The 20,620-nt window shown below is 63.7% G+C and carries 16 protein-coding genes and 1 pseudogene; 9 read left to right on the top strand and 8 right to left on the bottom strand.

Translation table 11 applies throughout. The features are described 5' to 3' along the window. Positions 1-4: 4 nt before the first annotated feature. Positions 5-2,146: a molybdopterin oxidoreductase family protein gene (locus ACU5AY_RS10535; protein WP_446826167.1), complete on the top strand. Its 2,142-nt coding sequence runs from the start codon at positions 5-7 to the stop codon at positions 2,144-2,146. Next, the gene (locus ACU5AY_RS10530) at positions 2,143-2,760 is read left to right on the top strand and encodes an NUDIX domain-containing protein (RefSeq protein ID WP_446824674.1); all 618 of its coding nucleotides are present in this window, start codon (positions 2,143-2,145) and stop codon (positions 2,758-2,760) included. Before ACU5AY_RS10535 ends, ACU5AY_RS10530 begins: the two co-directional genes overlap by 4 nt. A gap of 12 nt (positions 2,761-2,772) precedes the next feature. On the opposite strand, the gene ACU5AY_RS10525 is transcribed toward ACU5AY_RS10530, so the two are convergent. The 4 genes from ACU5AY_RS10525 to purM all read right to left on the bottom strand — a co-directional run bounded on the left by ACU5AY_RS10525 (position 2,773) and on the right by purM (position 6,856). Beyond that, entirely contained in the window at positions 2,773-4,632 is a 1,860-nt protein-coding gene (locus tag ACU5AY_RS10525) for an ABC transporter ATP-binding protein (RefSeq protein ID WP_446826166.1), read from the bottom strand. Positions 4,633-4,778: 146 nt separating this feature from the next. Next, positions 4,779-5,063, bottom strand: a complete 285-nt coding sequence (locus tag ACU5AY_RS10520; RefSeq protein WP_446824672.1) for a BON domain-containing protein — start codon at positions 5,061-5,063, stop codon at positions 4,779-4,781. A 102-nt stretch (positions 5,064-5,165) separates the two neighbouring features. After that, the gene (gene purN, locus ACU5AY_RS10515) at positions 5,166-5,786 is read right to left on the bottom strand and encodes a phosphoribosylglycinamide formyltransferase (protein ID WP_446826165.1); all 621 of its coding nucleotides are present in this window, start codon (positions 5,784-5,786) and stop codon (positions 5,166-5,168) included. Next, positions 5,783-6,856, bottom strand: coding sequence for a phosphoribosylformylglycinamidine cyclo-ligase (gene purM / locus ACU5AY_RS10510; RefSeq protein ID WP_446826164.1), 1,074 nt, complete (start codon positions 6,854-6,856; stop codon positions 5,783-5,785). Before purM ends, purN begins: the two co-directional genes overlap by 4 nt. Positions 6,857-7,182: 326 nt before the next feature. On the opposite strand from purM, the gene ACU5AY_RS10505 reads away from it, so the two are divergent. The 4 genes and pseudogenes from ACU5AY_RS10505 to ppx all read left to right on the top strand — a co-directional run bounded on the left by ACU5AY_RS10505 (position 7,183) and on the right by ppx (position 12,822). Further along, positions 7,183-8,316: an AI-2E family transporter gene (locus ACU5AY_RS10505; protein ID WP_446826163.1), complete on the top strand. Its 1,134-nt coding sequence runs from the start codon at positions 7,183-7,185 to the stop codon at positions 8,314-8,316. Position 8,317: 1 nt separating this feature from the next. Beyond that, positions 8,318-9,022: a DnaA regulatory inactivator HdaA gene (gene hdaA, locus ACU5AY_RS10500; RefSeq protein ID WP_446826162.1), complete on the top strand. Its 705-nt coding sequence runs from the start codon at positions 8,318-8,320 to the stop codon at positions 9,020-9,022. Between the two features lie 134 nt (positions 9,023-9,156). Then, a pseudogene (locus tag ACU5AY_RS10495) lies at positions 9,157-11,286 on the top strand (RNA degradosome polyphosphate kinase); the annotation flags it as partial. A 12-nt stretch (positions 11,287-11,298) separates the two neighbouring features. After that, on the top strand, positions 11,299-12,822 hold the full coding sequence (gene ppx, locus ACU5AY_RS10490; protein WP_446826161.1) for an exopolyphosphatase: 1,524 nt from the start codon (positions 11,299-11,301) through the stop codon (positions 12,820-12,822). A 4-nt stretch (positions 12,823-12,826) separates the two neighbouring features. Here the strand turns inward: ppx and ACU5AY_RS10485 are convergent, their stop codons facing one another. After that, complete coding sequence (locus ACU5AY_RS10485; RefSeq protein WP_446826160.1) at positions 12,827-13,726, bottom strand: AraC family transcriptional regulator; 900 nt, start codon at positions 13,724-13,726, stop codon at positions 12,827-12,829. On the opposite strand from ACU5AY_RS10485, the gene ACU5AY_RS10480 reads away from it, so the two are divergent. Together ACU5AY_RS10480 and ACU5AY_RS10475 are read left to right on the top strand one after the other, a co-directional pair. Continuing rightward, entirely contained in the window at positions 13,725-14,132 is a 408-nt protein-coding gene (locus ACU5AY_RS10480; RefSeq protein WP_446826159.1) for a DUF2000 family protein, read from the top strand. The two genes, ACU5AY_RS10485 and ACU5AY_RS10480, sit on opposite strands and share 2 nt — an antisense overlap. 41 nt (positions 14,133-14,173) lie before the next feature. Next, complete coding sequence (locus tag ACU5AY_RS10475) at positions 14,174-14,719, top strand: hypothetical protein (protein WP_446826158.1); 546 nt, start codon at positions 14,174-14,176, stop codon at positions 14,717-14,719. A gap of 10 nt (positions 14,720-14,729) precedes the next feature. Here the strand turns inward: ACU5AY_RS10475 and rnd are convergent, their stop codons facing one another. Further along, complete coding sequence (gene rnd / locus ACU5AY_RS10470; RefSeq protein ID WP_446824662.1) at positions 14,730-15,875, bottom strand: ribonuclease D; 1,146 nt, start codon at positions 15,873-15,875, stop codon at positions 14,730-14,732. Positions 15,876-15,936: 61 nt separating this feature from the next. Then, on the bottom strand, positions 15,937-17,196 hold the full coding sequence (locus tag ACU5AY_RS10465) for an MFS transporter (protein ID WP_446826157.1): 1,260 nt from the start codon (positions 17,194-17,196) through the stop codon (positions 15,937-15,939). A 343-nt stretch (positions 17,197-17,539) separates the two neighbouring features. On the opposite strand from ACU5AY_RS10465, the gene aspS reads away from it, so the two are divergent. After that, positions 17,540-19,330 carry an aspartate--tRNA ligase gene (gene aspS / locus ACU5AY_RS10460; protein ID WP_446826156.1) on the top strand — a complete coding sequence of 597 codons (1,791 nt, stop codon included), beginning with the start codon at positions 17,540-17,542 and terminating at the stop codon, positions 19,328-19,330. 78 nt (positions 19,331-19,408) lie between these two features. On the opposite strand, the gene ACU5AY_RS10455 is transcribed toward aspS, so the two are convergent. Further along, on the bottom strand, positions 19,409-20,614 hold the full coding sequence (locus tag ACU5AY_RS10455; RefSeq protein WP_446826155.1) for a hypothetical protein: 1,206 nt from the start codon (positions 20,612-20,614) through the stop codon (positions 19,409-19,411). Positions 20,615-20,620 lie beyond the last annotated feature (6 nt).

Raw genomic sequence — 20,620 nt, 5'->3', positions numbered from 1 at the left:
ACGTATGAACATTGCCGCACCCATCCGCCCGCAATCCTCCACCGGTCATACGGCCTGTCCGCACGACTGTCCATCCACCTGCGCGCTCGACGTCGAACTGACGGCCGACGGCAAGGTCGGCCGCGTCCGCGGTTCCGCCGACAACAGCTACACGGCCGGCGTCATCTGCGCCAAGGTCGCCCGCTATGCCGAGCGGCTCTATCATCCGGACCGGCTGATGGCGCCAAAGCGGCGCACCGGTGCGAAAGGCGAGGGGAACTGGCAGGAGGTTTCCTGGGACGCAGCGCTCGACGAGATCGCCGAGGCCTTCGTCAAGGCGGAGGCAAAGCACGGGTCCGAGGCGGTCTGGCCCTATTTCTATGCCGGCACCATGGGCCTGGTGCAGCGCGACTCGATCGAGCGTCTGCGCCATGCGAAACGCTACTCCGGCTTCTTTGGGACGATCTGCACCAACATGGCCTGGACTGGCTACACGATGGGCACCGGCACCTTGCGCGGTCCGGACCCGCGAGAGATGGCCAAGTCCGATTGCGTGGTCATCTGGGGCACGAATGCCGTCGCCACCCAGGTCAACGTGATGACGCACGCGATCCGCGCCCGCAAGGAACGCGGCGCCAAGATCGTCGCCATCGACATCTACGACAATCCGACGATGAAGCAGGCCGACCTGAAGCTCATCCTCAGGCCCGGCACGGACGCCGCACTCGCCTGCGCCGTCATGCATATCGCTTTCCGCGACGGCTATGCCGACCGCGACTACATGGCCCGCTTCGCAGACGATCCGGCCGGCCTTGATGCGCATCTGAAGACGCGCACGCCGGAATGGGCGGCCGGCATCACCGGTCTTTCGGTGGACGAGATCGAGACCTTCGCGAAGCTCGTCGGCACGACGCCGAAAAGCTATTTCCGCCTCGGCTACGGCTTCACCCGCCAGCGCAACGGTGCGGTCGCCATGCATGCGGCGCTGTCGATCGCCACGGTTCTCGGTTCGTGGCAGCACGAGGGCGGCGGCGCGTTTCACTCGAATTCCGACATCTTCAAGCTCAACACGGCGATCGTCAAAGGCACGGCGATGGTCGATCCGGACATCCGCATGCTCGACCAATCGCAGGTCGGCCGGGTGCTGACCGGCGATGCCGAGGCGCTGCGCCATCGTGGTCCGGTGACGGCGATGCTGGTCCAGAACACCAATCCGGTGAATATCGCGCCCGAGCAGCGGCTGGTGAAACAGGGCTTCCTGCGCGACGACCTGTTCGTCGCCGTCCACGAGCAGTTCATGACGGACACCGCCGAGCTCGCCGACATCGTGCTGCCCGCCACCATGTTCCTCGAACATGACGACATCTACCGGGGCGGCGGCCAGAGCCATATCCTGATCGGCCCGAAGGTGACGGAGCCGCCGGCCACGGTGCGCACCAATCTCTTCGTCATCGAGGAACTGGCAAAGCGGCTTGGCGTCGCCGACCGTCCGGGCTTCGGCATGAGCGAGCGCCAGCATATCGCCGCCATGCTCACGGCATCCAACCTGCCGGACTTCGATACGCTCGCCGAGGAGAAATGGTTCGATCGCCAGCCGGCCTTCGACGACGCCCATTACTTGAACGGCTTCGCCCATCCGGGCGGCAAGTTCCGCTTCCGGCCCGACTGGACCGGCACACCCGCGCCCAACCGCCCGCCGGAATCGGTCGGTGTGCTCGGTGCCGTCGATCGCCTGCCGATGTTCCCGGATCATGTCGAACTGATCGAGGAAGTGGACGAGACGCATCCTTTCCGCCTTGCCACGTCGCCCGCCCGCAACTTCCTGAACTCCACCTTCGCCGAGACGAAGACGTCGCGGCAGAAGGAGGGCAGGCCTGAACTGATGATCCATCCGGAAGACGCCGCCCGCCTCGGCGTGGAAGACGGCGCGATCGTGCGCATTGGCAACAATCGCGGCACGCTGCGCATCCATGCCAAGGTGACCGACGAGATGAAGCGCGGCACGCTGATCGCCGAGGGACTCTGGGCCAACAGCGCCCATCTCGACGGCGAGGGCATCAACGTGCTGACCGGCGCCGACTGCGTCGCCCCCTATGGCGGCGCGGCCATCCATGACAACCGCGTCTGGCTGGAAAAGGTCACGGCCGAGCAACCGGAATTCGCATGAGCAAGTTTGACAGGACGAAAATCCAGATCGTCGAGGACAGGACGATCTGGCAGGGCTGGAGCCGTTTGAGCGAGGTCACCTTCGACTACACCAGCTCGGATGGCGACACATCGCGCATCACCTGGGAGATCTACGATCGCGGCCGGGCCGTGGCGGTGCTATTGTTCAACCGCGAAAGCGAGACCATCACGTTTGTCCGCCAGTTCCGTCTGCCGGCCTATCTGCAGAAGCTGCCGCATTTTCTTCTGGAAGCGCCGGCCGGCAATCTGGAGGAGGGCGACCCCGCCGACGGCATCCGCCGCGAGATTCTCGAGGAGACCGGCTATCAGATCGACGACGTCGTGCCGCTCTTCGAGGTCTACATGTCTCCGGGCGCCTATATGGAGCGCATCCAGTTCTTTGCCGCCTTTGTCGATCCGTCGATGAAGGTCGCGGACGGCGGCGGCCTCGACCATGAGAACGAAGACCTCGAACTCGTGGAGCTTCCGCTGGAGGAAGCCTACGCCATGATCGGCCGCGGCGAGATCGTCGACGGCAAGACGGTCATGCTGCTGCAATGGGCGATGCTCAATCGCGACGCGCTGAAGGCCGGCAGAATTCCCGTCCCCGGTTGAGCCGGCCGGCCGTCAGAGAGCCTCTTCCTTGTCGGCAATGTAGCCGCCGGTCTGGCGGTTCCAGAGACGGGCGTAGAGACCACCCATCGCCAGCAATTCGTCGGGCCGTCCTTCCTCCACGATCCGCCCCTTGTCGAGGACGACGATCCTGTCCATCTGCGAAATCGTCGAGAGGCGGTGGGCGATGGCGATCACTGTCTTGTTCCCCATTAACAGGTCGAGGTTCTGCTGGATCGCCGCTTCCGCCTCGCTGTCGAGCGCCGAGGTCGCCTCGTCGAGCACGAGGATCGGCGCATCCTTGAGCAGCACGCGGGCGATCGCCACCCGCTGCCGCTGGCCGCCGGACAGCTTGATGCCCCGGTCGCCGACATAGGCGTCGTAGCCACTGCGGCCTTCGCTGTCCTTCAGTTCGGGGATGAATGTGTCGGCCTGTGCCAGACGTGCGGCATTCTCCACCTCCTGGCGGGAGGCGCCGGGTCGGCCATAGAGAATGTTGTCACCGACCGAGCGGTGCAGCAGCGACACGTCCTGGGTGATGACGCCGATCGCGTCGCGCAGGCTCGCCTGTGTGACGCGGATGATATCCTGTCCGTCGATCAGGATACGACCGCCCTCCAGGTCGAAGAAGCGCAGCAGCAGGCTGACGAGCGTCGTCTTGCCGGCGCCCGACAGGCCGACGATGCCGATCTTCTCACCGGCCTTCACCGTCAGCGACAGGTCCCGGATGACCCGCTGGTCCTTCTGGTATTGGAAGCGAATGGCCTCGAAGCGGATTTCTCCATGCTTGACCTCCAGGTGGCCCGCGTCGGCAGCATCCTTGATGGTCGGCGGCGTGGTCATTACCGGCATCGCGTCGCGGATCGTGCCGATCGCCTCGAAGATCTGCTGGCCCATGTTGAGGAAGGCCCGGGCATTGGATGACAGCCGCTGGGCGATGGTGATGGACGCGACGAAATCCCCGAGCGTGACGAAGGACGCCGTCATCCCCCAGATGCCGACGATACAGGTGGAAAGCAGCAGGAGGACGTTCAGGGTGATGATCGTGATGTCCGCCGTCAGCATGATACGACGTTCTGTGTGCTGGGCGGCGAGCGATTTGCCGAGCGCCTTGCGGATTGCACCCGCCTCGCTGTCTTCTGCCGAGAACAGCTTGACCGTCTGGATGTTGGAATAGAGATCCGCCATCGTCCCGACCACGCGGCTGCGCGTCTTCGCCGTGCGGCGGGCGAGATCGGAAAACAGCGGCACCGCTTTGCGGGCGACGAAGAGGTTTGCGACCGCCCAGACGAGCACCGGAATGGCGAGCGGCCAGGATATGGCCGCAATCAGGATCAGCGAGCCCGTCACCTGCACGATGAAGTTCGGCAGGACCCATGCCGCCACCGCCAGCTGCTGCTTGATGGCCGAGGCGACCTGGGCGATGCGCGTCGCGACCTGTCCGGCAAACAGGTCGTGGAAGAAGGCGAGGTCCTGGCGCTCGACCGCCTTGTGGCCATGCCATTGCATGAGGACGGGCAGGCTGACGGCAATGACCTGTGAGCCCAGCGTGTTGCACAGGAAGGCAAGCAGCGGCATCACCGGGAAGAACAGGACGCCGAAAGCGACGATCGCCGACATGTGGCTCTCGACAAAAGCGGCCGCACCTTGCGTCGTCACACCGTCCACCAATCGCGAAATGCCCCAGATGACGGCGAGATTGCAGGCCTCCGTCGCCATGCTCAGCACAAGGATCGCGATCAGGGCACCGCGGCACATGCGTGCGAAATGCATGAGAAGCGCAAGCGGCCCATCTGCGGGCAGGGGGCTGAACGGCACATCCAGGGGGCGGACGAGCGTCTCGAACGGGCGAAAGACGCGGTCTGACAGCGACATGGCAACCTGCTTTTCGATGATGTCAGGGCGGGCGGTTAGGTCCGTTCACTAAACCACGAGTCGTGCTGATGGGCGAAGCCAATCGCGTGTCATTCGTCTTCAGGTTGCCGCCGTCTCCGTCTCCTCGGCGGGGCATGTCTGTGCCCTCAGAGCTTTTCGCCCTTCGCCACAGTGATGCGCGTGTCGACGCGTTCAACGCCTTCCACCGAAGCGGCGGCATTGGTGGCAACCTCGATCTCGCGCTCCTGCGGAACGGTGCCGCTGAGGCGAGCGGTGTCGTCGTGAACCTCGACCTCAAGCGCTTCGGCATGAACGCCTTCAGTGGTGGCGAGCGTACCGGCGACACGGGTTTCGGTCAGCTTGTCCTTGACGGCCCGGATTTCGGCGCCTTCGTTATGCTCGTCGAAGAATGTGGGAAGCTCATATTTCATGGCAATCCTCCTTTCGTTTCCTTACGCAGGGCATGAACCCTGCTTAAGGAAAGCGCTTCACGATCAGGATTGTTCCATGATGGCCCCGCAATGCGGCAGGGATCAGACGGAAATGAGGAAGTCTGCGCCGTCGGTTGCCTCGATTGCGCCGCCGGCGACTTTGGCCAGTGCGCGGGCGTAAATCTTGTGCTCGACGGCAAGAACGCGGTGGGCGAGGTCGTCGGCGGTGTCGCCTGCGAGAATTGGCACGACGCCCTGGGCGATGACCGGACCTTCGTCCATCCCCTCGGTGACCACATGCACGGTGCAGCCGGCAAGCTTCATGCCGGCGTCGATCGCCCGCTGATGGGTGTGAAGACCCGGGAAAAGCGGCAGCAGGGAGGGGTGGATGTTGAGGATGCGCCCGTCATAGGGACGGATGAATTCGGCCGACAGCAGGCGCATGTAGCCGGCAAGGCAGATCAGGTCCGGGTTGATCTCGGCGAGGCAGGCGAGAATGGCCGCTTCGTGGGCGGTCTTGCTGTCGTAGTCCTTGCGCATGAACACATGCGTGGCAATGCCGAGCGCTTCCGCCTTGGCGAGCCCGCCGGCGTCTGCCTTGTCGGAGATGACGGCAACAATGTCCGCAGGGAAGTCCGGTGCCTGCGCGGCCCTGGCAAGCGCCACCATGTTCGAGCCGGAGCCCGAGATGAAGATGACGACGCGCTTCTTCGCCGAACTCATAGGGCGAGCGTACCCTTGTAGACCGTGCCGGGCGCGCCTTCGCTGCGCTCGACCATGCGGCCGAGCGGGAAGACCGTCTCGCCGGCTTCGCCGAGCGCCGCCGTGACGGCGTCAGCCTGGTCGGCAGGGACGACAACGATCATGCCGACGCCGCAGTTGAAGGTGCGCAGCATTTCGTTGGCGGCGACACCGCCCTGCGCCGAAAGCCAGGAGAAGACCGGCGGAACGGCAATCGATGCCAGGTCGATTTCGGCGGCCAGCGTCTTCGGCAGAACGCGCGGAATGTTTTCCGGGAAGCCGCCGCCGGTGATGTGGGCGAGCGCCTTGATCGCGCCGGTGTCGCGGATCACTTTCAGGAGCGGCTTCACATAGATGCGGGTCGGTGTCAGAAGCGCCTCGCCGAGCGTCTTGCCCTCGGCAAACGGTGCCGGCGCGTCCCAGGTGAGACCGGAGAGTTCGACGATCTTGCGCACCAGCGAGAAGCCGTTGGAATGCACACCGGAGGAGGCGAGGCCGAGAATGACGTCGCCCGCCTCGATGTTGCCGGACGGCAGCAGTTGGCCGCGCTCGGCCGCACCGACGGCGAAGCCTGCAAGGTCGTAGTCGCCGGAGGAATACATGCCCGGCATTTCCGCCGTCTCACCGCCGATCAGCGCGCAACCGGCTTCCAGGCATCCGGCGGCAATCCCGCCGACGATTGCAGCGCCCTGGTCGGCGTCGAGCTTGCCGGTGGCGAAATAGTCGAGGAAGAAGAGCGGTTCCGCGCCCTGGACGACGAGGTCGTTGACGCACATGGCGACGAGGTCGATGCCCACGGTGTCGTGCCTGTCCGCGTCGATGGCGATCTTGAGCTTGGTGCCGACGCCGTCATTGGCGGCGACCAGCACCGGATCGGTGAAGCCTGCGGCCTTCAGGTCGAACAGTCCGCCGAAACCGCCGATCTCGCCGTCGGCGCCCGGACGGCGCGTCGACTTCACAGCGGGCTTGATCTTCTCTACCATGAGATTGCCGGCATCGATGTCGACGCCTGCGTCGCTGTAGGTAAGGCCGTTTTTGCCGGAATGGCTCATCGATCGTTCTCCACTGGCTCGGAACGGTTTTTTCGTGCCGCTGGCAATTGCACGGGTCAGCGCGAGATGCAAGCCGGATGGCGGCGAAAACCCCGGTTTTTCACCGCAATGCCGGCTGTTTTGGGCACAGGCGCAAGGCCCGCCGCATGCGCCGCGGTGTGAAATTCAGGGTCTCGCAGGACCGGGTGGCGACGCCGGCTTTCGATTGCACCATCGCCGATGACGGGCGGACTTGACCAGTCTCCCACACGCATCCTATCTCCTAGGGACAGCAATTTCAGCCGCACCGGTTCGAACTCCGGCCCAACACGAGGAAACCGAAGCTCTTGGAACACAAACACATCAGCAGCGCGAGCCTCAGGCGGCAGGCAGTCTTCTGGCTTTGTGCCCTGTTGGTCCTCGCCGTGTTCCTCACCGTATTCCATTCGATCCTGCTGCCCTTCGTGGCCGGCATGGCGCTCGCCTATTTCCTCGATCCGGTCGCCGACCGGCTCGAGAAGATCGGGCTCAGCCGGATGATGGCGACGATCGTCATCCTCATCATGTTCATCGTCGTCTTCGTGATCGCCCTGGTCATCCTCATCCCGATCATCGCCGGACAGTTGTCCGACTTCATCTCCAAGCTTCCAGGCTACATCAACCAGCTGCAGGACTTCATCACCCGCCAGCACGGCACGCTGATGCCCGACTGGATCGCCAACCAGGTGACGACGGTGAAGGAGAACTTCTCCAATTTCATCACCGAGGGCGCCGGATTTATCGGCAAGCTGCTCGGGCAGATCTGGAGTTCGGGCAAGGCGCTGGTCGACATCGCCTCGCTGTTCGTCATCACGCCGGTCGTCGCCTTCTATCTCCTGCTCGACTGGGACCGCATGGTTGCCAAGGTCGACAGCTGGATCCCGCGCGACCACGTCGCCAGTGTCCGCCTGATCGCCCATGAAATGGACAATGCGATCGCCGGCTTCGTGCGCGGGCAGGGCTCCCTCTGCCTGATCCTCGGCCTCTATTACGGCATCGGCCTGTCGCTGACGGGTTTGAACTTCGGGCTGTTGATCGGTCTCTTCAGCGGCGCGATCAGCTTCATTCCCTATATCGGCTCGACCGTCGGCCTGGTGCTCGCCTTTGGCGTCGCCGTCGTGCAGTTCTGGCCGGAATACCTCAATGTTGCCCTGGTGCTGATCATCTTCCTCTCCGGCCAGTTCCTGGAGGGCAACATCCTGCAGCCGAAGCTGGTCGGCCAAAGCGTCGGCCTGCACCCCGTCTGGCTGATGTTCGCGCTGTTTGCCTTCGGTCTGTTGTTCGGCTTCGTCGGCCTGCTGGTCGCCGTTCCGGCGGCCGCCGCCGTCGGCGTGCTCGTCCGGTTTGCCCTCAATCGCTATCTGGAAAGCGATCTTTATCACGGGCACGGCGGCATGAAGCTCATCGAACATGATACGGCTCCGGAGGAACTGGAGCCGTAAGATGAAGAAGAGCGACCGTCCGAGGCGCGAGACCGGCCAGCTGCCGCTGGCCTTCGAACACGCGGCTGCACGCGGCCGCGACGACCTGCGCGTGTCCGATCCGTTGAGCGCGGCCGTCTCCATCATCGATGAATGGCCGCGCTGGCCGTCGCCCGTCGTCATCCTCGCCGGGCCGGAAGGCGCCGGCAAGTCGCACCTCGCCGCCATCTGGCGGGAGCGCAGCGGCGCCGTGCCGATCTCGGCCGAAATGGGCGCGAAGGCGAGCGAACTGGCCGCCCTGGGACCGGTGGTCTTCGAGGATGCTGACCGCGCCGGCTTCGACGACGACATGCTCTTCCACGTCATCAACTCCGTTCGCGAGAATGGCACGAGCCTCTTGATGACGTCGCGCCTCTGGCCGATGTCCTGGCCGGTGACGCTGCCGGACCTCGTCTCGCGGCTGAAGGCGGCGACGGTGGTCGAGATCGGCGAGCCGGACGAGGATTTGCTGTCGCAGGTGATCGTCAAGCTCTTTGCCGACCGGCAGCTTCTGATCGACGAGAAACTGGTGCTCTACATCGTCAACCGCATGGAACGCTCCATGCGCGCGGCGCAGAAGATCGTCGAGAGCCTCGACCATCTGGCGCTGGCCAGGGGAACGCGGATCACCCGGACGCTCGCCGGCGAGGTCATCGATGAAATGAGCGGCGGGCAGGGTGGCGAGTGATTGTCACATAACCGTCGTTAACGTGTTATATTCGCGGGAAATCATACGAAGGCAGGCAAATGGACACGTTCGCATCCGACAACCAGAACATGGAGCAACAGGAAGGAACGGTCGCAGACGATCCGTTCGATACGCTGATCGCCAGTCCCGAACGCTTCATCAACCGCGAATTTTCCTGGCTTCAGTTCAATCGACGGGTGCTTGAGGAGACGCTGAACTCCGCCCATCCGCTCTTGGAGCGCGTCCGCTTCCTGTCGATCTCTGCCGCCAACCTCGACGAATTCTTCATGGTGCGTGTCGCTGGTCTCGAAGGGCAGGTGCGCCAGGGCATGTCGATGAGGACGCCCGACGGCAAGACGCCGGCCGAACAGCTCGACGAAATCCTGAAAGAGATCGACAAGCTGCAGATGGAACAGCAGGCCTCGCTCGCCGTCTTGCAGCAGGCGCTGGCGAAGGAGGATATCCTGATCGTTCGCCCCGGCGCGTTGTCGGACGAGGATGCGCAGTGGCTGAGCAATGAGTTCGCCGAATCGATCTTCCCGGTCCTGACCCCGCTGTCGATCGACCCGGCTCATCCGTTCCCCTTCATTCCGAACCTCGGATTCTCGGTCGGACTCCAGCTGGTCTCGAAGACCGGCCGCGAGCCGATGACGGCGCTCCTGCGCCTGCCGCCGGCGCTTGACCGCTTCATCCGTCTGCCCGATGCCGGCACGACCATCCGCTACATCACGCTCGAAGACGTGGTGTCGATGTTCATCCACAAGCTTTTCCCCGGCTACGAGGTGCAGGGCTCCGGTACGTTCCGCATCATCCGCGACAGCGATATCGAAGTGGAGGAAGAGGCCGAAGATCTGGTGCGCTTCTTCGAAACCGCCCTGAAGCGCCGCCGCCGCGGCTCCGTGATCCGCATCGAGACGGATTCCGAAATGCCGGCCTCACTGCGCCATTTCGTGGTCCATGAACTGGGCGTTCCGGACAATCGCGTCGCCGTCCTGCCGGGCCTTCTGGCACTCAACACGATCTCCGAGATCGTCAAGGCGCCACGTGAGGAACTGAAGTTCGAAACCTACAATCCGCGCTTCCCCGAGCGGGTGCGCGAGCATGCCGGCGACTGCTACGCCGCGATCCGCGAAAAGGACATGGTGGTCCACCACCCATACGAATCGTTCGACGTGGTGGTGCAGTTCCTGTTCCAGGCGGCCCGCGACCCGGACGTGCTGGCGATCAAGCAGACGCTCTACCGCACCTCCAACGACAGCCCGATCGTGCGCGCACTGATTGACGCGGCCGAGGCCGGCAAGTCCGTGACCGCGCTCGTCGAGTTGAAGGCGCGCTTCGATGAAGAGGCCAACATCCGCTGGGCGCGCGACCTCGAACGCGCCGGCGTGCAGGTGGTGTTCGGCTTCATCGAGTTGAAAACGCACGCCAAGATGTCGATGGTCGTGCGCCGCGAGGACGGCAAGCTGCGCACCTACTGCCATCTCGGCACCGGCAACTACCACCCGGTCACGGCGAAGATCTACACCGACCTGTCCTTCTTCACCTGCAGCCCGAAGATCGCCCAGGACATGGCCAACGTCTTCAACTTCATCACCGGCTACGGCGAGATGGAGGAGGGGATGAAGCTGGCGGTCTCGCCCTATTCGCTGCGCAGGCGCATTCTCACCCATATCGACGAGGAGATCGAGAACGCCAGGAACGGCCGTCCGGCGGCGATCTGGATGAAGATGAATTCGCTCGTCGACCCCGACATCATCGACGCGCTCTACCGGGCAAGCCATGCCGGCGTCGAGATCGACCTCGTGGTGCGCGGTATCTGCTGCCTGCGCCCGCAGGTGGCGGGCCTCTCCGACAATATCCGCGTCAAGTCGATCGTCGGCCGCTTCCTCGAGCACAGTCGCATCTTCTGCTTCGGCAACGGCCATGGCCTGCCGTCGGCAAAGGCGCTGGTCTATATCGGCTCGGCCGACATGATGCCGCGCAACCTCGACCGCCGCGTCGAGACGCTGGTGCCGCTCCTGAACCCGACCGTGCACGAGCAGGTTCTTCAACAGATCATGCTGGGCAATCTGATTGACAACCAGCAGAGCTACGAGATACTGCCCGACGGGACGTCCAGACGCATGGAAGTGCGCGAGGGCGAGGAGCCGTTCAATGCGCAGCACTATTTCATGACAAATCCCAGCCTGTCGGGCCGGGGGGAAGCCTTGAAGTCCAGTGCGCCGAAACTGATTGCTGGATGGATTTCCGGCAAGAAGAACTAGAACTGGGACTTAATGGTTGAATCAGAAGCCCAGGGGCGCCTTCCGGGTATTGCTCCTGTCTCGGTGATTGACATCGGGTCGAATTCCATCCGCCTCGTTGTCTACGAGGGCCTTTCCCGCGCACCCGCCATCCTTTTCAACGAAAAGGTGCTCTGCGGCCTTGGCCGCGGTATCGCCTCGACGGGCAAGATGCACGAGGAGGGCGTCGAGCGGGCGCTTGCCGCGCTCCACCGCTTCAAGATCCTGTCGGCCCAGGCGCGTGCCCGCACCATCTATGCGCTGGCGACGGCTGCCGCGCGCGAGGCAAGCAACGGCCCGGACTTCATTCGTGCCGCCGAAGACATCCTCGGCCAGAAGGTCATCATCCTCTCCGGCGCCGAAGAGGCGCGCTATTCTGCGCTCGGCGTCATCAGCGGCTTCCATGAGCCCGACGGCATTGCCGGCGACCTCGGCGGCGGCTCGCTCGAGCTCATCGACATCAAGGGCCAAAGCTTCAGTGACGGCATCACGCTGCCGCTCGGCGGCCTGCGCCTGTCGGAATATTCGAAGGGCTCGCTCGAACGGGCGGAAAGCTTCACCCGCAAGCAGGTTGCCACCGCCGGTTTCCTCTCCAAGGGGCAGGGCCGCACCTTCTATGCCGTCGGCGGGACCTGGCGCAATATCGCCAAGCTGCACATGGAAAAGCGCGGCTATCCGCTGCACATGATGCAGGGCTACGACGTGCCGTTCGAGGAGATCATGCAGTTCCTCGGCGAGATCATCGACACCAAGGATCCCGGCAAGGACCCGGCGTGGTCGAGCATCTCGCGTAACCGCCGCAGCCTGCTGCCCTATGGCGCGATCGCCATGCGTGCCGTGCTGGAGGAAATGAAGCCGAGCTCGGTCTCGTTTTCTGCCCAGGGCGTGCGCGAAGGCTATCTCTATTCGCTCCTGTCCGAGGCCGACCAGGCCCGCGATCCGTTGCTGTCGGCCGCCGACGAACTGGCGATCCTGCGCGCCCGTTCGCCCGAGCATGCCCGCGAGCTCGCCGAATGGACCGGCCGCATGATGCCGCTCTTCGGCATCAGCGAGACGGAGGAAGAAAGCCGGTATCGCCAGGCGGCCTGCCTGCTCGCCGACATTTCCTGGCGTGCGCATCCCGATTATCGCGGACTGCAGGCGCTCAACATCATCGCCCATTCCTCCTTCATCGGCATCACCCATCCGGGCCGCGCCTTCATTGCGCTGACCAATTATTTCCGCTTTGAAGGTCTTCGCGAGGACGGCGCTTCCAAGCAGCTGGCCGATATCGCCACGCCGCATTTCCTCGAGCGCGCCAAGCTCGTCGGCGGGTTGCTGAGAGTCGTCTACCTCTTTTCCGCCTCCATGCCGGGCGTGGTGAGGAACCTGAGCTTCGTCGTGTCCGACAATCCGGATCTTGACCTGGAATTCGTCGTGCCGGCGGAATATCACGATTTCCGCGGTGAAAGGCTCGACGGCCGCTTGCAGCAGCTCGCCAAGCTCACCGGCAAGCGGCTCGCCTTCCGCTATCTCTGAGCTCTCAGGACGCCGACTGCAGCGCCAGCCAGCGGCCGGGCGTCATGCCGTATGTCTTCTTGAAATGCCGGGTCATGTGTGCCTGGTCCGCGAAGCCGCTGTCGAAGGCGGCGTCGGCGAGGCCATGCCCCTTACGCATCAGTCTGCGTGCGACATCCAGCCGGCGCAGAACCTGGAAGCGGTGCGGGCTCGTGCCGTAGGCCGTGCGGAATTGCCGTGCGAGTGTAAAGCGATCGATGCCGGCAATCGTTTCGAGTTCACCGGAATTGACGTTCCTGCGGCAGTTTTCGGTCAGAAAATCACGGCAGGCCGACAAGGCCCGGCCATCGAGGCGTGATGCTGTCTGCCGGCGGTCGTCGCTGTGGCGGTTGAGACCTGCGGCGACCTCCGCCAGAAAGCTATCGAGTTTCAGATTACCGATTTCCCGGTCCAGGTCGTCGAGAACATCGGCAAGGCTTGCGCGCAGGTTCGGGTCGTCCATCACCGGCGCCGGCACGAAGGGCAGGCGGCCGCCCGCACCACCCGCGGCATCGGCAATGCGGTCCGGCGGAATGTAGACCATGCGGTAGCGCAGGCCGCTTGCCGTTCCGGCTCCACCGTCGTGCAACTCGTCCGGATGCAAAATGATGAGCTGTCCCGGCATGGAAAAGCGGGATGCGCCGCGATAGCGGAAGGTCTGCACACCGCTGACGGTGATCCCGAGCGCATAGGTGTCGTGGCGGTGCGGCGCAAAGCCGTTGCCGTGGAACCGCGCCTCGATCCGCTCGATGCCGCCTTCCTCCGGTGCAGCGCAGATTTCGTCCTTCCCGATCGTGCACGAACCTTCAAGACCATCCGGCGCGGACGCCGATAAGGTCCCGGCCGAACCTATTTTTTGAAAGCCTTTCGTGGAGTTGCCGTACATGTTCGAAACCAAGTTCGTTGTCGTCGTTCGCGAGGATCTGGCCGTCTGGCAGAAGCTCAACGTCACCGCCTTCCTCGCCACCGGCATCGCCGCCGCCAAGCCGGAAATCATCGGCGAAGCTTACCGGGATGCGGCGGGCCATGTCTATAATGCGATGAGCGTACAGCCGATCATCGTGCTCGCCGCCGACGGCGACACCCTGTCGAAGATCCATCGCCGCACGCTGGAGCGCGACATCGCTTCGACGCTCTATATAGAGGAGATGTTCGCGACCGGACACGATGCCGCCAACCGGGAGGCCTTTTCCGCCTACGGTCCGGATGACGCCAGGGTCGTCGGCATCGCCTTCCACGCCGATAGGAAAATCGCCGACAAGGTTTGCAAGGGAGCCCGGATGCACCCCTGAGGCGCTTGAGGTCGACGGTGAGGGACGCTATAGCGTCGGCCATGGCGAATAGGACGACCGGATCGGACAGCGTATCGCTCGTGGCGGATTGCAGCCGCTGCGCGGCGCTCTGCTGCGTCGCCTTCCATTTCGACAAGGGCGATGAATTCGCCTACAACAAGGATGCCGACGCGCCCTGCCTGCATCTGTCGGCACGGCATTCCTGCACGATCCACAGCATGCTGGAGGAGCAGGGCTTCTCCGGCTGCGTCGCCTTCGATTGCAAGGGCGCCGGACAGCGGGTGACGCAGGAGGTCTTCGGCGGACGCTCGTGGCGTGACGATGCTGGCATCGCTGCCACCATGTTCGAAGCCTTCCGGATTATGCGCCGGATGCACCAGAACCTCGATTATCTGGCAATGGCGGCCGAGCTGCCGCTCACCCCGGAGCAGGAAGGGCAGCGGCGCGACCTGTTGCGCCAACTCTGTCCGGAAGGTGGCTGGACGGTCGAGAGGCTGGAAGCCTATCAGCACGGCCCGCTGCCGCGCGCCGTCGCCGATTTCCTCGCATCGCTGAAAGACGCAGCCGCCAGGCTGCGCCACCGCTAGGCGTCCGGGCTCAAAGCTCGACGGCTTCCACCTTCTTGCCGGCAAACCGGAGTCCGATCTCGCCGTTGATCAGCTTCAACGCCACGTCGCCGAACAGTTCCTTGCGCCAGCCGTGCATGGCGGCGGCATCGGCATTCTCGCCGTCGGTCGCGATCTTTTCGAGGTCGTCGCTGTTGGCGATCACCTTTGGCGCGACACCGTGCTTTTCCGCCGTCAGCTTCAGCAGCACCTTGAGCAGTTCGACGGCCGCGCCGGAGCCTTCCGGTGACTGCTGTTGGCGCGGCATGGCCGGCAGTTCGGATTTCGGCAGGGCAAGCGCCTGATTGACGGCTTCGAGCAGCTGCGCACCGGCCGACGACCGTTCCCAGCCCTTGGGGATCGAGCGGAGCTTGCCGAGCGCCTCGATATCCTTCGGCTGCTGCTGGGCGATCTCGTAGATCGCATCGTCCTTGAGCACCCGGCCGCGCGGCACATTGCGGTTGCGCGCCTCGCGCTCACGCCAGGCGGCGACGCTCTGCAGGACGGCGAGCTGCTGCGGCTTTTTCACGCGCATCTTCAGTCGCTGCCAGGCGTCGTCCGGATGCAGGTCGTAGGTCTCCGGCGCCTCGAGGATGTCCATTTCTTCCTTCAGCCAGGACGTCCGTCCGTCACGCTCCAGCCTTTCCTTGAGCGCCAGATAGACGTCGCGCAGATAGGTGACGTCGGCGATCGCATAGTCCAGCTGCTTGTCGGATAGCGGCCGGTGCCGCCAGTCGGTAAAGCGCGAGGTCTTGTCGATATGAGCGCCGGCGATGCGTGCGACCAACTGGTCGTAGGAGACCGAGTCGCCATAGCCGCAGACCATGGCCGCGACCTGCGTATCGAACAGCGGGTGCGGGATGAGGCCGCCGAGATTGTAGATGATTTCGAGATCCTGGCGGGCGGCGTGAAAGACCTTCACGACGTTGGGATCGGCCATCAGCGCGAAGAAGGGTTTCAGGTCGATGCCCTTGGCCAGCGGATCGATCAGCACTTCCATCGATGGATTGGCGATCTGGATGAGGCAGAGTTCCGGCCAGAAGGTGGTCTCCCGGATGAACTCCGTATCGACTGTTACAAATTCGGATTTGGCAAGCTTCTGGCAGGCGGCCTCAAGGTCCGCGGTGGTAACGATCATGTTCTTCTTACATTCTTGTAGACGGGAAACGCGCTATTCCTTGTCGCTTTCGGCCGTGATGTCAATCGCTTGGCCCGCTTTTGCGACCGCCGTCTCGCTCGGCGGGCGGCGTGGCGAGCTTGCTGAAGTAGAGAGAGGTGCGCAAAAGTGAGCGGAAACGCGAGCGCCGTTCGCCAGCCGGGATCGCCGCCCGCGCCGACATCCGGTAGACGGTGTAGCCGATGAAGGCCGCCTGGATGACGGATGTGTACCAGAACAGCGCGTGCGGGCCGAAGAACTGCAGCATGACGGAGGCGAGAAAGGGGCCGATCGTCGCACCGACCGACCAGAAGAACAGGAGGCCTGCAGCAATCGAGGCGTGCTGCCCGTCCTTCGCAAAATCGTTCGCATGGGCAGAACAGAGTGAATAGAGCGGCATGGCGAAGGCGCCGAAGATGAAGACGCCGGCAATGTTGCGCCATTCGTTGTTTCCGGCCGCCATGGCGAGATAAAGGCCGGCGACCAGCGCACCCGCGGTCGTCACCAGCAGGATCTTGCGCCGGTCGATGCGGTCGGAAAAATGCCCGAGCGGATATTGCAGCACCACGCCGCCGATGATGCCGGCGCTCATGAAGCTCGCGACCTCGGCGATCGAGAAGCCGACATTGGCGGCATAGAGCGGCCCGACATAGCGGAAGGCGGCCATGGTGAGGCCGACGACCACGACGCCGACGACGGCGAGCGGCGAGACCTGCCAGATGGTGCGCACGTCGAACTTGACGGCGCTCGGCACAGCCGGGCTCGACTTGTCGGCAAGCGAGATCGGCACCAGGGACAGGGTCGTTGCCATCGAGATCACCGCGAAGGCGGCAAAACCGGGGATGCCGGCGACCGGTATCAGATACTGACCGGCCGTGACCGAGAACAGGTCGACGAAGCGATAGATGGAGAGCGTGCGCGCCCGCGTGTGATTGGTGACCTTGGCGTTGATCCAGCTTTCGACCGTCGCGAACAGGCCGGCGACGCAGATGCCGGTCAGGAAGCGCATCAGGAACCAGAAGACCGGGTCGATCAGCAGCGCCATCGACAGCGAGGCACTGGCGGCGATCGCCGCGAGGGCCGCAAACAGGCGGACATGTCCGATCGCCCGCAACAGCCGCGTGACATAGATGCAGCCGATGGCGAAGCCGAGCGAATAGCTGGCGCCGATGATGCCGATCAGGGTGACGGAGAAGCCTTCATACGCACCGCGCAGCGGAATGTAGGTGCCCTGCATGCCATTCCCGCCGATCAGGATGCCGGCGGCGACGAGAAGAGGGATAAGGGCGCGGATCTGTGGCATGGACGGCTACCGGAACGCTGCGCGACTCGGATGATGCCTTGTTGCGCCAATAGCCATCAATAAACGGCCATCCGCTTCCATGACAATGCAAAGGTTGGAATGAGTCGGCAAGTTGCTCATATGGATGCCGCCGCTTGAGTGCACGTCTCGCAGGCGCACGGAGAAGGGGAGTGTCTTGGTGAACGGCGGCGGCTCAGGCGTTCGCGGCCCCGACTTTCCGCCTTTTGCCTTGACAAAAGCGGTCCGGCATGCGCTTTTCCGCGCGATTTGTCTGCCGGTGGCCGTCGCGCGTCAGTGCCACGCATGCCGCCGCTTCACCAAGCACTGCAGGATAGAGAACAAGATGCACCGTTACCGCAGCCACACCTGCGCCGCCCTTCGCAAGAGCGATGTCGGATCGACCGCCCGCCTTTCCGGCTGGGTGCACCGCGTCCGCGACCACGGCGGCGTTCTCTTCATCGATTTGCGCGACCATTACGGCATGACCCAGGTCGTCGCCGATCCGGACAGCCCGGCCTTCAAGATGGCCGAGACCGTGCGTGGCGAGTGGGTGATCCGCATCGACGGCAAGGTGAAGGCGCGCACCGAGGACACCGTCAACAAGAACATGCCGACCGGCGAGATCGAACTCTATGCCGAGGAAATCGAGGTCCTGTCGGCGGCCAAGGAACTGCCGCTGCCGGTCTTCGGCGAGCCTGACTATCCGGAAGACGTCCGGCTGCGCTACCGCTTCATCGACCTGCGCCGCGAGACGCTCCACAAGAACATCGTCAAGCGCACGCAGATCGTCGCCGACATGCGTAACCGCATGGCCTCCGCCGGCTTCACCGAATACACGACGCCGATCCTGACGGCCTCCTCGCCGGAAGGCGCGCGCGACTTCCTCGTGCCGAGCCGTATCCACGAAGGCAAGTTCTTCGCGCTGCCGCAGGCCCCGCAGCAGTACAAGCAGCTGCTGATGGTCGCCGGTTTCGACCGCTACTTCCAGATCGCGCCGTGCTTCCGCGACGAAGACCCGCGCGCCGACCGTCTGCCGGGCGAATTCTACCAGCTCGACCTGGAAATGAGCTTTGTCACCCAGGAAGACGTCTGGAACACGATGACGCCGGTCATTACCGAAGTCTTCGAGCGTTTCGCCGAGGGCAAGCCGGTGACGAAGGACTGGCCGCGCATTCCCTACGACGTCGCGATCCGCAAGTATGGCACCGACAAGCCGGACCTCAGAAACCCGATCGAGATGCAGTCCGTCACCGAGCATTTCGCCGGTTCCGGCTTCAAGGTCTTCGCCGGCATGATCGAACGCGACCCGAAGGTCGAAGTCTGGGCGATCCCGGCCAAGACCGGCGGCAGCCGCGCCTTCTGCGACCGCATGAACGCCTGGGCCCAGAGCCAGGGCCAGCCGGGTCTCGGCTATATCTTCTGGCGCAAGGAAGGCGAAAGCCTCGAAGGCGCCGGCCCGCTCGCCAAGAACATCGGCCCGGAACGCACCGACGCGATCCGCACGCAGCTTGGTCTCGATGACGGCGATGCCTGCTTCTTCGTCGCCGGCGTTCCGGAGAAGTTCTACAAGTTCGCAGGCGAAGCCCGCACCCGCGCCGGCGAGGAACTGGACCTCGTCGATCGCGACCGCTTCGAACTCTGCTGGATTGTCGACTTCCCGTTCTACGAATGGAACGAGGACGAGAAGAAGGTCGACTTCTCGCACAACCCGTTCTCCATGCCGCAGGGCGGCATGGATGCGCTTGAGAACCAAGATCCGCTGACGATCAAGGCCTACCAGTATGACGCGGTGTGCAACGGCTTCGAAATCGCTTCCGGTTCGATCCGTAACCAGTCGCCTGAAACCATGGTCAAGGCATTCGAGATCGTCGGCCTGTCCAAGGCGGACGTCGAGGAACGCTTCGGCGGCATGTACCGCGCCTTCCAGTACGGCGCTCCGCCGCACGGTGGTGCCGCCTTCGGCATCGACCGCATCGTCATGCTGCTCGTGGGTGCCAAGAACCTGCGCGAGATCACGCTGTTCCCGATGAACCAGCAGGCCCAGGACCTGCTGATGGGCGCTCCTTCAGAAGCAAGCCCGCAGCAGCTACGTGAACTGGCACTACGCGTCATCCCGACTGCCAAGAAGGACTGACCGTCCTTCTGGCGAAGGTAACGAAAAACCCCGGCGGATCGCTCCGCCGGGGTTTTGTTTTGGATCGGCTTGATCCGGTCAGTCGTTCGCCGTGACCGTGACGCCGAGCACCTGCGGCAGCGTCTTCGGCGCGCCCATGGCGGCGCCCATGATCATCGGGAAGGGGACGGCATCGGCGGGTTTCGCCGAGACGGTGATGTTCTCCGGATTGTCGAGATAGGTGTTGACCGCCTGGCTGACCATGTTCTGCAGTTCCGGGATCTGCAGCTGTGCCATGCCGATCGGCACCATGGCCTTCAGCATCTGCGCCATCTGCTCGCCTGACATGCCCTGGTCCTTGCCGGCCACGTCCAGCGCCCGCTCTGTGATCGAGTGATCCTCGAAGCGGATGGTGGCGCCGACGAAGCTGAGCTGCTGCATCAGGCCGAGCATGGCCATGCCGGACGCCTGCTGGGCCTCCGGCGTGTTGCCGCTGGCCTGGGCGGCCTTGGTGGCTTCCTGCAGGGCCCTCACGAATTCCAGCGTGTAGCCCGAAATCGACAGGCCGATATCGAGCTTGCCAACCTTGTCGAAATCATAGGCCATGGACTGCATGTCCAGCATGCCGCTCGACGAGTTCCAGTTACCATTGCCCGAAAACGTTCCGCTGATCTGCATGAGATCGAGCGCCTGCATTTTTTCGCGTGTCTTCGGATCCATGTCCTTGACGCTGGACATGTCGATGAAGACGCCGCTGCCGGTGTAGTCGAAGGTCAGCGTGCTGTTGTCGCCGTCGACGCCGAGATTCATGTCGAGGCCGTCCATGGCGAACACTTTCGTGCCCTTGTCCTCGGCGCTGATCGGGCCGACATGGATGTTGCGATAGAGCAGCATGTCGGAAAGGCTGGTGGGGTTCGGCTTGATCTCGGCAGGCACCGCGATATCCGAAACCACGATGTCGCGCATCTTGAAGGCGGAGTCTGCATCGCTGAAGTCGACATTGTCGAACATCGCCTTGCCGATCGTGTAGCCGCCGTCGCCGGCCTCCTCGACATCGGTCAGTTCGATCTTGCCGAGCGGAATTTCCTTGTCCTCACCGGGTACGGTGATGCTGACGCCGGAGAGCGTGACATTCGATCCGTTGGTCGAAACGTCCTGAGCCTTGAGCGTCATGCCGCCCTGGCCCTCGTAGCTCTTGCTCAGGTGTTCGAACAGCTTCTCGCCGTCGAGCGCGAAGGCCGACGAACTCATGGCCGCGAAAGCAACGCCGGCCAGAAGCAGTCTCGTTTTTCTGTACTGAAACATGAAACC

This window comes from Rhizobium sp. PAMB 3174 (assembly GCF_052908375.1).
Note: the sequence above shows the minus strand (reverse complement) of the source record. Positions and strands in the feature narration are given on the sequence as shown.